Consider the following 298-nt stretch of genomic DNA (forward strand, 5'->3'; position numbering starts at 1 on the left):
TTAAGTTTAACACTTCATTTTTGAACGTTTTTTGGTACAACTCGCCGGTGCCGTCTCTCGGGCAGGGCGTGACAAGTGCGAATATCATGTTCTTCATCATCTACTGGCTTATCTTTGTGGGGCTGGCGCTTCAGGCATCCGGCGCAAGAATGTCCCGTCAGGTGAAACATGTTCGCGAGGGGATCCAGGATCAGCTTATCCTTGAGCAGGCGAAGGGCGCAGAAGGGCGGACTCGTCCTCAGATTGAAGAACGCATTGTGATACCCCGGCACACCATTTTGGTGCAGTATTTCCCGTT

The 298-nt window shown here is 51.7% G+C and carries 1 protein-coding gene; it reads left to right on the forward strand.

The features are described from left to right. Positions 1–20 precede the first annotated feature (20 nt). A partial coding sequence (locus JEM65_RS22235; RefSeq protein WP_233530841.1) for a YniB family protein occupies positions 21–298 on the forward strand: 278 nt, incomplete at its 3' end.

The sequence above is a fragment of the Gelidibacter salicanalis genome, from assembly GCF_016469035.1.
Taxonomy (GTDB): Bacteria; Bacteroidota; Bacteroidia; order Flavobacteriales; family Flavobacteriaceae; genus Gelidibacter; species Gelidibacter salicanalis_A.